Annotated in this window: 11 protein-coding genes and 1 pseudogene; 6 read left to right on the top strand and 6 right to left on the bottom strand. The window is 42.7% G+C overall.

Annotated elements, in window-relative coordinates:
* Positions 1-81: 81 nt before the first annotated feature.
* Both HRE53_RS30910 and HRE53_RS30905 read right to left on the bottom strand, forming a co-directional pair.
* On the bottom strand, positions 82-411 hold the full coding sequence (locus HRE53_RS30910; protein WP_235112406.1) for a P-loop NTPase fold protein: 330 nt from the start codon (positions 409-411) through the stop codon (positions 82-84).
* A gap of 132 nt (positions 412-543) precedes the next feature.
* A complete protein-coding gene (locus HRE53_RS30905) occupies positions 544-789 on the bottom strand; it encodes a tyrosine-type recombinase/integrase (protein ID WP_315876857.1) in 246 nt (81 codons plus the stop codon).
* A gap of 444 nt (positions 790-1,233) precedes the next feature.
* Between HRE53_RS30905 and HRE53_RS35435 the strand changes: the two genes are divergently transcribed.
* From HRE53_RS35435 to HRE53_RS30895, 3 genes are all read left to right on the top strand, one after another.
* On the top strand, positions 1,234-1,482 hold the full coding sequence (locus tag HRE53_RS35435; protein WP_396133518.1) for a pentapeptide repeat-containing protein: 249 nt from the start codon (positions 1,234-1,236) through the stop codon (positions 1,480-1,482).
* A gap of 133 nt (positions 1,483-1,615) precedes the next feature.
* Entirely contained in the window at positions 1,616-2,944 is a 1,329-nt protein-coding gene (locus HRE53_RS30900) for a pentapeptide repeat-containing protein (protein ID WP_235112405.1), read from the top strand.
* Complete coding sequence (locus HRE53_RS30895; RefSeq protein WP_235112404.1) at positions 2,889-3,353, top strand: hypothetical protein; 465 nt, start codon at positions 2,889-2,891, stop codon at positions 3,351-3,353. The genes HRE53_RS30900 and HRE53_RS30895 overlap by 56 nt, the downstream gene beginning before the upstream one ends.
* Before the next feature lie 126 nt (positions 3,354-3,479).
* On the opposite strand, the pseudogene HRE53_RS30890 reads toward HRE53_RS30895, so the two are convergent.
* From HRE53_RS30890 to HRE53_RS30880, 3 genes and pseudogenes are all read right to left on the bottom strand, one after another.
* Positions 3,480-3,680, bottom strand: a pseudogene (locus HRE53_RS30890) (tyrosine-type recombinase/integrase); the annotation flags it as partial.
* Between the two features lie 69 nt (positions 3,681-3,749).
* On the bottom strand, positions 3,750-4,088 hold the full coding sequence (locus HRE53_RS30885; RefSeq protein WP_235112403.1) for a hypothetical protein: 339 nt from the start codon (positions 4,086-4,088) through the stop codon (positions 3,750-3,752).
* Entirely contained in the window at positions 4,088-4,441 is a 354-nt protein-coding gene (locus HRE53_RS30880) for a CU044_2847 family protein (RefSeq protein ID WP_235112402.1), read from the bottom strand. The genes HRE53_RS30885 and HRE53_RS30880 overlap by 1 nt, the downstream gene beginning before the upstream one ends.
* A gap of 92 nt (positions 4,442-4,533) precedes the next feature.
* Here HRE53_RS30880 and HRE53_RS30875 point away from each other — a divergent pair, with 92 nt between their 5' ends.
* Entirely contained in the window at positions 4,534-7,482 is a 2,949-nt protein-coding gene (locus HRE53_RS30875; RefSeq protein ID WP_235112401.1) for a pentapeptide repeat-containing protein, read from the top strand.
* Between the two features lie 18 nt (positions 7,483-7,500).
* Here the strand turns inward: HRE53_RS30875 and HRE53_RS30870 are convergent, their stop codons facing one another.
* On the bottom strand, positions 7,501-8,886 hold the full coding sequence (locus HRE53_RS30870; protein ID WP_235112399.1) for a tyrosine-type recombinase/integrase: 1,386 nt from the start codon (positions 8,884-8,886) through the stop codon (positions 7,501-7,503).
* A 1,071-nt stretch (positions 8,887-9,957) separates the two neighbouring features.
* Between HRE53_RS30870 and HRE53_RS30865 the strand changes: the two genes are divergently transcribed.
* Both HRE53_RS30865 and HRE53_RS30860 read left to right on the top strand, forming a co-directional pair.
* Positions 9,958-10,884: a hypothetical protein gene (locus tag HRE53_RS30865; RefSeq protein WP_235112393.1), complete on the top strand. Its 927-nt coding sequence runs from the start codon at positions 9,958-9,960 to the stop codon at positions 10,882-10,884.
* A gap of 455 nt (positions 10,885-11,339) precedes the next feature.
* On the top strand, positions 11,340-11,894 hold the full coding sequence (locus HRE53_RS30860; RefSeq protein ID WP_235112391.1) for a hypothetical protein: 555 nt from the start codon (positions 11,340-11,342) through the stop codon (positions 11,892-11,894).
* The last annotated feature ends 139 nt before the right edge of the window (positions 11,895-12,033 follow it).

Here is a 12,033-nt window from a genome sequence, read left to right as displayed (position 1 = left end):
ATATTAGTAAATTCTTCAGAGAGTTTTAAATCAGGAATCTGTAATGATGCACTTCCATCATCTCTTCCATTATTATCTAAATCAATTTTTTAACGATAGTTTTAGCATTCCCTTAAGGCACCTTCCGACCAACGCCATCTCTTTTGATGACATAATTGGATGCAGTTGTTGAAAGAAAGCGTATTCTATATCAGATAGCTCTGATATACCATAAAGACTTACATAAAGGAATTTATTGTCACTTTGGCTGTCATTGATGTATTTATTAATAAACCATGTTTTTCCAGTTCCCCAATTTCCTTTCAATAATATTGCATATCCTGGAGGGATAGTTAAACTACAATAATAATCTAGGTATTCTTCTATATAACTATTTACCAACTCACTATTTCTTGTTTTTCTAGTATTCATTATTATTTCTAGCATCCTCCTTATATAGAGTCTTAACGATTTGTAAGCCTTAATCAACTATTTTTTTATTCCTAATTAAGGATACTTTTATGCAAAAATTAGTACTTGAAAATATTATAATCAACTATTAATTCAATTCACTTGATAAACACCAACTTCGCAATCGCCCCCCTCCACTTGCTCATCCGTCACTTCCAAGTACCCCGACAATGCGGCCAACATCCGATGCCCCGATATTCGCTGAATATGCTTCGTCGGCACTCCAGCATTGTGCATCTGGGTCAGAGCCGTGCGCCTGAAGCTGTGGGTGCTGAAGCCTTCCAACCCCACCTGAGCAAAGGCTTGCCTCAAAATCCGATCCGCTGAACTGACCCGCAAATGAGAGCGGCCATGCCGACCGGGGAAGAGATACGATTTACTAGATTTTCTGTAGTAACTATCACCAACTACTCAATAAAAAGTTACATAATTCTCAATTTTATTATTTACCTGTGAGGAAAATTTGAGCTTATAAAGATTGAGCATATAGATCCTCATAAAAGCTGATAGCTGTATAGTTTTTCAGCACTTATATATTCATATTAGCAAGCATAAAATATCCTGAATTAACACACTATCATGGTTAAATTTCTGTATCACATATTTAAATTTAAACCAAACTGCATATAAGAAATGAACTTTACAGATATGTATATAGCAATATAGTCTATAAATTTTTTTTGGAAGCTCAAATAGAAATCCTTACATAAAATTTATATATGAAATCGAATGAATTGCTAAAAACGCTACCACCGCGGTGAGCGTAACTTTCAAAGGACAAAATTGCAAGGACAATCTTTCGAAAACCAAGATCTATCTGATGCTGATTTTAGTGGCTCAGATATTCGAGAGGTAAACTTCTCTGGAGCAATTTTGAGAAATACTGACTTCACTAATGTGAAAGCTGGCTTGAGAAGACGTACTAATATTTATTATGTTCTACTTATATGCCTTATTGCACTATTGAGCAGTTCAGGTGCCATTATTACACCTGGAATTTTCAGAAATACGCTAGGCAATCAATTTTTTTGAACAAAGTTCAATTCAACTTGGGATAGTAAGTTTAGTAATTCTATCTTTACTATTTTATATTACTTATCGAAACGGTTTTATAACTAGCTCATTCTGTTTTATCGTTGCTATTCTTATTGCTAGTATTATTTCAATGACGAGCAATACTATTGATAACAATCATGGCCTCTCTATTGGTTGGTGGAGTGCTGCCATTGGTGGTACTACAATATCTGCTGTAATCTCATCAATTGGAATAGCATCAGCAATAACTTTAGCAGGAGTAATTGCTGATATATACATTAGATATTTAGTTATTATATCAGCATTCTTTGGTGGATTTTTAGGATCCTTTATTAGGATATTATCTCGAAATGGTGCAAGAATATTGCTAGGTAATCCAGCATGGAACTGGGCTTGGATAGATTTATTTTGGTCTTGGATATGGTCTTGGAGTATAGCTATCTTAGGAACTCTTATTGCTTTAAGCGCATTAAAGGGTGAAAAACGATTTGCATTGATACAGAAACTAGCAATAGCTTTTTCAGCATATATCGGTACATCATTTAAAGGTTCTGATCTAAGTAATGCAAACTACTCAAAAGCGAATCTGAGAAACACTGATTTTAGAGAAGCAATCTTATATCAAACTTATTGGTATAAATGCAAAAATTTAGATATTATTCTAGCTGGAAATTCTTACCTAAGATATCAAAGCATCCGTGAACTTATTGTGAATTTACAAGGTAAAGGACATATATATGATAATCTTCCTCTTTCTGGAATTAATCTCAATAATGCCAAATTATCTGATGCAAGTTTTATTAGTACTGACCTAAACGGAGCATCTTTACAATGTACAGATTTATCCAGAACTCTTCTAAAACAAACTCAACTAGATGGTGCAGATCTTTCTAAATCTCAATTAACAGGAGCATATATTGAAGACTGGGGAATAACAGCAAATACAATTCTAAATGAAATAGACTGTAAATACATCTACATGCACCTCCCAACAAAAAATAATCCTGATCCACTTAGAAAGCCAGATAATCATCATGAGTTTTTTAGGGCTGGTGATTTTGATGACTTCATAAAGCCAATTGTAGATACTTTAGACCTCTATCATAATCAAGGCATTGATCCACGAGCTATAGCAATAGCGTTTAAGACGCTCGCAGAACATAACCCTAATGATGAACTAGAAATTGTGGCGATGGAGCGTCGAGGAAAAGATAAGTTTTTATTGAAAGCAAAAACCTCAGAATCAGCTAATCACTCAGAACTAAGTAAAGAGTACTTTGAAATCTATAGCCAAGTCAAAACCTTTGCTTATCAAGATATCAAGTTAATTATTTCTGAGAAGGAAGATCGCATAAAAAGTTTAGAAAATTTTGTGGAAATTGCACTCAAGCGCCCAAGTTTCTATGCAGAAAATTATAAGCAAACTGGAGATTTTATGCCTGAAGATAAAAAATATTAAATTTGAAGTATCTGGTGATATCGACCAAATTAGTGGCATTGTAGCAGGGGATATTAACGGAGTAGCTAATCTAGGACAAATTCAAGGAGATCTCTTAAATGATATTCAAAAGCTAACACAAGTAAGTGCTGATGGAAAATACCATCTCAAGGATTTACTTGATCAATTGCAATTAGCAATTACAGAGGAAACCGAGTTGAATAATCTTGAGAAGACTGAGGCCCTAGATCAAGTAAGAAAGTTGGCAAAAGCAGCTCAAGATCCACAAGAAGGAAAAATGAAGAAATTAGCTCAAAGAGCCACAGGTACTTTGCAAGCTATATCTACAAGTCTATCTAAAGGAGCTAAGCTTTTAACAGCTTGGAAAAAAGTGGGTCCCGTTATTTTGACTTTCTTCAAGCTTCTGTAATATACCTTGTTTAATCAATAGACAGAAAATGCTCCTTAAGTACAGAAAAATCTACTTACTAGATTGTCTACCAACAACCCCGACGTCGACTTTCCCTGAAAATTCCTCCGATTATCAAAGTACCAACTACCCCCACTGAATCTCCCCAAACCGCTTCGGATTCAGCATCGTATAAGTGACAGTGTGTTGGATAGTCTTATGCCCCAGCCAATCTTGAATCAACCTCGTATCCAACCCCTGATTTGCCAGGTGATACCCGCAGCTATGGCGCAACATGTGCGGATGACACTTAATTCCCAGCTCCGCTAGTTCAGCACAGCGATTGAGGAGTGGGCTGCACCCTAAAAGCAGAGGGGAAAGGAGGAGATTGAAGATTGGACTTATGTTTTTCATGAATTAGTTGATCGAATCATCTATCCATCCACATTTCCTGCAATCGTAGTGGATCGGCCTGATATCCCCAAAAAGCTCGCCACAATTTGGGCAGACTCCGGTGAAGTATGGGTGTGACTCCAGAACCTCTACCCGCTCCGATGAGTTGAGATATCCCGCCCAGTCCCTGACCAGCTCACCGTTTTCAGAGATTGCACCTAATGTTTGCCAGTCCTCGATCACTTTCGCAAAGTCTGGGCAAGGATTTTGATCAGGGCCACTCGGATGGATGGCACAGACAAGGAAGCCTTCAGCGAGGTATCCACTGAAGCGATCGCATTGTTGGCAAAACTGCTCAAGCATCAATTCTCTCGATCACCAAAAGAACACTCCACGGTGATTTTGAGATTACATTCCCCACTCCCCTTAGTGATGTAAGGCACTCCTCCTTCACCCGCAACTTTGACCCCGAATTCCAATATGACCTTATCGACATTGGCCGTTGCCACCTCTTTGAAAGCGTTGAGGGTATAGGCCGTATAGGTGCGGATAGTCCCCTGCATGGCCTGGAAGTTCTTCAGAGCCACATCACCGACTCCTTTAGAGGTGCGGGTAGTCCCTTCTGACTTGGGTAGAGAGGGTGTTGAGACATCATCCTCTGCTTCGATGTAAATCACGGTTCCATCATCGAGCTGGATCGGAGCAAGTTGGGTCATGGATAAGCACTCACGGTAAGATACGGCAAAGGTGATATTGCATGGTCGAGAATAATCTATGTTGACATCAAACCCGCTGCTTATCTCTTCCTATGAGCCGAAATGCCCTCATTGTTGGAATTAATCAATATCAGTCTCAGTCTCTCCAGGATCTGAAAGCCCCTGCCCTGGACGCAGAAGCGATCGCACAGAGACTGGAAGAAGATGGAGACTTTGATACCCTGTATCGATTGCCAGAACGGATCACTGAAGGGGAAGCGAAAAAGCCCCTGGTGTCAGACACCCATCCAGTTACGCGAGAGCAGTTAGAGCAAGCACTTGAGCAGCTTTTCTTACCAGAGAGTTCTCAAGCCCCTGATACGGCATTGTTTTATTTCTCAGGACATGGCATCCCGGATCAAAAAGGCTTTGATAAAGGGTATCTAGCAACGAGTGATACCAACCCCAACCAATCACGCTCTGGGCTATCCCTACGATGGCTGCAATGGTTGCTGTCTGAAAGCACCGTTAAGCAGCAAATTATCTGGTTGGATTGCTGTCATAGTGGTTCTCTCCTCGTGAAAGTAGAAGCTGCTAACCCTGGACATGGAGAAAGTAAAGACCGTTGTTTTATCGCCTCATCCAGAGACTTCGAGCAGTCATGGGAGGACTTAAATAGTCCCTATAGCGTTTTGACCAAGGCATTACTAGATGGGCTAGATCCTAAACGTCTACCAGGACGATGGATTGATACTTTTGCTCTGGTGGATCACGTCAACCAAGCTTTGAAAGGAGAACTGCAAACCCCTGTCTGTACCAACTTTGGAGATGCCATTAATCTTACCCGTAGCTGGCAAGTCCAAGCAGAACCATCGAGCCAAAGTCAGGTTGATAGCGGTATTTGCCCCTACAAAGGATTAGAGTTCTTTGACTGCAATGACGAAGATCCCAAATACTTCTTTGGTCGAGAGCAGTTGGTGGGTCAGCTTCTCGATCAGGTGCGAACCTCCAACTTTTTGGCATTGGTAGGGGCATCTGGCAATGGCAAGTCTTCCGTATTGCGGGCTGGGTTGTTGCATCAACTGAAGCTGGGGCGTCGCATCTCAGGGAGTGACCAGTGGCGAATTCGGATTACTCGCCCAGATCGGCAACCGATGCAGAATCTAGCTCTGGCCTTTGTCGAGGAAGGTCTGTCGGATTTGGACCGAGCAGCAGAACTGGGCAAGGCTTCTGGGTTATTGACTGAGGGGGCAGCGGGATTACAGCAATTAATCCAGGCGTCTTCAGCACCCCGAACGGTTCTGGTGATTGACCAGTTTGAAGAGGTCTTTACTCGCTGTGAGAACCCAGAGGAACGAGAGCGTTTCTTTGCCTGTTTGATGGGGGCTTTGTCAGATACTGACAACAAACTGTGCCTGATCATCGCCATGCGGGCTGACTTTATCGTCAAGTGCATGGAGCAGAAATATAGTGGCTTAGCTCGACTGATTGATCAGCAAATGGTCAGTGTCTTGCCAATGGAATCAGATGAGCTAAGGTCTGCAATTTGTAGACCTGCCGAACAGGTGAACCTGAATGTTGAGCCAGCCTTGGTTACAGAAATCCTCAATGATATTGAAGGGGCACCGGGTAGCTTGCCTCTGCTGCAATACACCCTGAAAGAACTGTGGAACCAGCGACAAGACAACCAACTAACCTTTGGAATCTACCAAAATCTAGGGGGAATCCAAGGTACATTAGACCAGCGGGCAACAGCTATCTATAACAGTTTTGATGAAGCGGAACAGCAGACGGTTCAGCATATTTTTCAGCAGTTGACGCAGTTGGGAGAAGGCACGGAAGATACTCGGCGGCGAGTATTTCAGGATGACTTGGTTACAGAGCCAAAGCATCCAGCTCAGCGAGTACAGCAGGTCGTTGAACGACTATCTAGCCCAGAGAATCGCCTGATCGTCACCAGTGAAGTGGTTAGCAAATCCGACCAAGCTAATCGAATGTCGATTGTGGATGTAGCTCATGAAGCCCTGATCCGTCACTGGAAATTACTACGGCAATGGATTGAGCAGAATCGAGATTTATTAAGGAAGCAACGCAGGATTGAGGCCAGTGCGATCTCATGGCGGAATCAAGGTCAAAAGTCTGGGTATCTGTTACAGGGACTACCCTTGATTGAAGCCATTCAGTTCAACAAGAATCAGGCTGAAACATTTTCGTTGTCGGATAATGGCAGAGCATTTATACAGAAAGGTGTACGACAACGCCGGTTGAATCGTCTCAAGACAAGTGCTTGGCTGATTGTTCCAGCCTTAATTCTGCTGGTTGTTGTTGAGAATAGTCTTCGAGAAGCTGGTATTAAACAAGACTTCGCAAGATTGGATGGGAAAGGCGGCTATGAGGAGAAACAGGCCGTAGAAAGTTTAGTGAGAGGGTGCAAAAGACAACAAGAGTTTACCTGGATACCCAACTATCTTACAGAGCGTCTATTTGGGAATTGTCGCTCTCTTGTTAAAGCTCCATTAGTGGACTCTTCACTCAGTAGTGCTGACCTTAGCAGTGCTGACCTTAGAAGAGCTGACCTTAGAAGAGCTGACCTTACTGGCGCAGACCTCAGTGGTGCAAACCTCAACAGTGCTGACCTCAGCACTAATGGTCTCATCAGCATGGGCATCATAGGTGCTGACTTAGGCAAAGCAGATCTCAGCATCGCCGACTTAAGCAAAATCAGAATTCGTCAAACCAGCCTGATCGAAGCCAATTTGCTCAGAACTAACTTAAGTAATTCCAATCTCAAAAGAGGCAACCTATTAAGGTTGAACCTCAGCAACTCTATCTTGCTTGGAACAGACTTTAGAGAGGCAACTAATCTTACCCAATCTCAACTGGAGGGTAGGAAACCTCCATTAATTTGCAACTCAAAATTTCCTCAGAACATCTCAATTGACTTCAATAGAGACTGTGACAAATTGGCTGCTGAATTACACAACAGATATCCAAAAGAATTTCCAAGTCTGGAAGAAGCCCAGAAATATGTGAAAGAACAACGACAAAAGAAGTGGGATTAGATTCTTTGAGAACAACATTCAATCCAACCACTTCACCTCCACTGAACAATCATCCAGCTCCCCCAGTAGCTCCATATCCCAGCGCATCTGGTCAGTGATAGCAGACACCCCATCGCCATCCTCAACCCCAATCGTCAGCTCATACTCATTCCCCCTCGGCTTAGGTTTGACCATCTGAAACTGACTCAAGACCCGCTCCTCGATCGCCTTCCTAACCGCGCCCTTCTTCTTCCCTGAAATCTCTAGGGTCAGCCCCACCTGAACCGCATTCAAGGGCAGATGCACCGCAGTAATCTTGGGCCAATTCGCAGGCTCCTCAGTGACAACTTTTAGCTCAATCGCCTCTTCTGCCACTGGCACTTCACTAAATGCCACCAGCTCCTCCAGCGGCATGGGCTGTCGTTCCACTTCTCCTTTGCTTTCTAAGAACACTCCCTTAGCCGTCCGATACCGGACCTTCTGGGAATAGACCTCAAATGCCTTCACAGATCGCTGCCGCATCAGTGTCATAGCCAAATATGCATCCATGCCATTCTCAATCAACTGACTGGCATAGGTATGTCGTCCTTTGTGGGGATGAATATCTGGCCAGCCAGCATCCTGTGCCAAGGCTTTGACCATCTTATAGATACCCTCATACCCCAACCGCTGACCCTTATTTCGATGACTCGTAGAGACAAACATCGGATCATCCGCTGCCATCCCTCCCTCACCGTCCACCATCCGCACCCGAAGATTAGCCCGCAGTGCTGCATCAGTTTGCTCATCGACAGGTACCCGACCCACGGATCCATGCTTGGCCTGACGGATAGTGATTTCCACCCCGTTATAATCCCCAGCATTGAGATTAGAGATTTCCTCAGCCCGCATCCCGGCAAACACCATCAAACATAGGATCGCCCGATCACGTCTTTGTGTCTTCCGCTTCTCCAGTGCCTCAAACAGTGCTTCCACCTGAAACAGCTCCAGATTCTTTCCCTCCGTCTCTGGAGTTACCGGAATACTGATCGCCGTCCCTGGATTCTCCTCAATGTACCCAGCCTTCTTCAGCCAAGAAAAGAAGCTTTTAAGAGCCGTCAATATCGCCCCCACCGACCCCTGTTTTAACTGCCGACCCGACTCTAGATAAGTCTTGTAGCGTTTCAGATCGTTCATGGTAATCTGATGCCAGTCCTTGTTCACCCACAAACTGAACTGTCGTAGATGACGTTCATAGTTGCGTCGGGTGTTAGCCGCCAGGTTTTTCAGAGTGAGGAACTGTTCGATTCGTTGCGATCGCAGATTCACTACCGCTGGCTTAGGCAAGGGTGTTTCAGATACAGGTTTGCTCTCCTCTAATTTTTCCGTGCCCAACTCAATGAGACGGACTGGCGGGATGTCGGAAGTTTGAGAGAAACGCGACATAAATTACACCACAGAACGAACTTGAAGATCACTATATAAGATCGGTGATTGTTACTCCAGATTTCTATATAAAAACAGGAATTAAAAAATTGTTGTGTTTAGCTATTCCTTTTTCTATAAAGATTTCAGCGTAATCAAATGTCCGACATGGAACATATCTTTCGCCATATTACACGAACCTTTGTGGGATTTTAGTCTAATAATTCGTCTGCTTTTCAGAGGACATTCTGAGAACTAGACATTAGTCTTACAGGCAACTGGTTACGATAATGGCTGTTATAGGAACCAGATTGGAAATCGCTAAAAACCTTTCAGAGAAATAGATTAGGGTGATTTATGTCTCTGAAATACCCTCAAAAACTACCAGGCTAAAAGATGCTCACATCGAGGCCATGAGTTTCAAAACATCTGATGGTCCGATAAATACTGGACCTCTTGGAATATTTATTTCTCGATGTGCTACTAACTCAATTTATGTTGCGATCTGGCTTGATTTTTTAGTCCTCTACCAAATCGTCAACTGAATTATGCAAGAGGTCTACTAAAGTAGCTAATTTCCGGTTGCCTAAATTTGTTCTTTTCAATGGGTAGCTTTTTTCACTGATATCCCGGATGTAGAAACTTGAAAAAGTGTAGTTGAAAATGACATTCAAAGAGAGCTTTGGTTGTGGCCCTCGGTTGCCAATGTTCAAGTGGGGAAAGACACATATCTCAAATTGCTCAAGGGTTAAGATTGTTGGAATCCATTCATGGGGTTGAATTTAAGGCATCTACATACCGAAAGAACTACAAACTAAAAGGCTGAGGTTATTTTAGTTTTTTTCGATAAAGTACTAAGCAGAGTATGGGTTTCAGCTAAATTAGCTCATGAAATAAAGTTCGAAATGAGTTAACTAAAAAGTCAGTATAAATTGGATCCAAAGAAATATAGTTATACCTATTTTTTTCCCATTGTTTATCTGGCTTGGCTTGAGCATGATAGGGGCATAGGTAAAAAGTTGATTACCTACAAAAAATCTAAGTTAAAGCTTAGAGGTAAAAGCCTCAATTTATTTTCTGAAGGAGTACATTATGTTACGCAAAAAGCTAGGTCTAGCTGTATTTTCATTAGCTGTATTTTCTGGTCTTGCACCAACTTATACGTCTACTGCTTCTCAAGTAGGACAATTAAAGTTGAATGCAGCTAAAACAGCCGTAAATCCTATTTATCAAGCCAAAGGCATTCAACAATCTAGTAAATGGATTGCCCGTCACGGCCTATCCAGTACTCAGTATCAAAACGCTTTTGATCAGTACAAAAAGCAGGGCTACCGACTCACACATGTTTCCGGATATGGTGTCCAGGGAAAAAGTTACTATTCTGCCATTTGGGAGAAGAAATCTGGCCCCGCTTTGATTGCCCGCCATGGCCTAACGAGTGCCCAGTACCAAAGCGCTTTCAACAAGCAGGCTAGAAACGGATACCGACTGGTCCATGTTAGCGGGTATAGCGTGGCCAACAAAGCCTATTATGCTGCCATTTGGGAAAAGAAATCTGGTCCCGCTTTGATTGCCCGCCATGGCCTAACGAGTGCCCAGTACCAAAGCGCTTTCAACAAGCAAGCTAAAAACGGATACCGACTGGTCCATGTTGACGGGTATAGTGTGGCCAACAAAGCCTATTATGCTGCCATTTGGGAAAAGAAATCTGGTCCCGCTTTGATTGCCCGCCACGGCCTAACGAGTGCCCAGTATCAAAGTGCTTTCGACAAGCACGTTAAAAACGGATACCGACTGGTCCATGTTAGCGGGTATAGTGTGGCCAACAAAGCCTATTATGCTGCCATTTGGGAAAAGAAATCTGGTCCCGCTTTGATTGCCCGCCATGGCCTAACGAGTGCCCAGTATCAAAGTGCTTTCGACAAGCACGTTAAAAACGGATACCGACTGGTCCATGTTAGCGGGTATAGTGTGGCCAACAAAGCCTATTATGCTGCCATTTGGGAAAAGAAAGGGTAATTTATCTACTCTCCTCATCATGATTGGTAAGTCCAATCATGATGAGGAGAGTGAACACACACTGTTAAATTTTCAAGGTCCGTTTGGCCAAAGCTTTCAGAGTTCGAATTCACGCAATTTAGCTCTGAAAGTAACGGCCTTTTTCTCTCTGTCATGGGGTTAACTTGGCTAATCACTCCCTGCAGTAGAATAAAGCCTTTTTCGAGCCTCTCTTAGCTCAAGGGGCTGAAAGAATCTCACCAGATTACCTTTTTTACTGGCAGTGAATCCCAATAAGTTTCTTACAACAAATACTCGATTGATTTGCTTATACCAGCACCAGCATGTGGCGTTGAGAATTGCTGAGCCAGCCGCTCAACCCTTTTACCATCGCCTAATTGTCTTTGTTGATTCCTAAAATGCTTCGGATGCGGATAAGCATTACCTCTATATCTGCCTTCGCCAGGAAAACTCAGATGAAAATTCTCAAGCTTAAATGGCTAGCGCTGCTAGCTCTATTTACGATATCTATTGGGGCCATTCTACAACCACCTCTGAGTCCATGGATGATTGCGGCCTCTATCGTGGTGACCTTTGTATACGCTAACCCCAAGGTGGTTATTAAACGCCTTTTTGGTCGAGCTTTTTGGATGAACGTCAGTAGTGGGGTGATTGCGGTATCAGGTTTTGCTGGTGGCTTCTTAGGTATGTGTCTGGGTGCCCTCACCAATCAACAACCCAAAGGTCTGTTTTATGGTTTCTTGTATGGCATTTTTCTAGGGACTGCAGTAGTAGGTCTGATCTGGATCATTTATATGCTGATCCAGGAATTAAACTTTCAGGCAAACCACTTATTAACGTTTGATGACTCCGTATTCGTGAGCGATGACACAACTTTAGTTGAACATCTGAATCAAGGGCAATTAAGCTCATTACCTTTACTCAAAGTATCAGGAGTGTGGCTTGGCTTGTTGACTCTAACCAAAGGAATGGTGCTGGCCATAGCCTGTCTCGGTTGGTACCTTCTCTGATTAGGACACGAATAGTGTTTCTGGATAAAGAACTCCGCTTCTTTCCATCAAAGACTATGTTGCTAATATGAAAGGAATTTATTATTGGTCAATTACTCTATCTAACCCTAAGCATGACTTCAGCAGTTAAATCCCAGTC

This window comes from Acaryochloris sp. 'Moss Beach' (genome assembly GCF_021497025.1).
GTDB lineage: Bacteria > Cyanobacteriota > Cyanobacteriia > Thermosynechococcales > Thermosynechococcaceae > Acaryochloris > Acaryochloris marina_A.
Note: the sequence above shows the minus strand (reverse complement) of the source record. Positions and strands in the feature narration are given on the sequence as shown.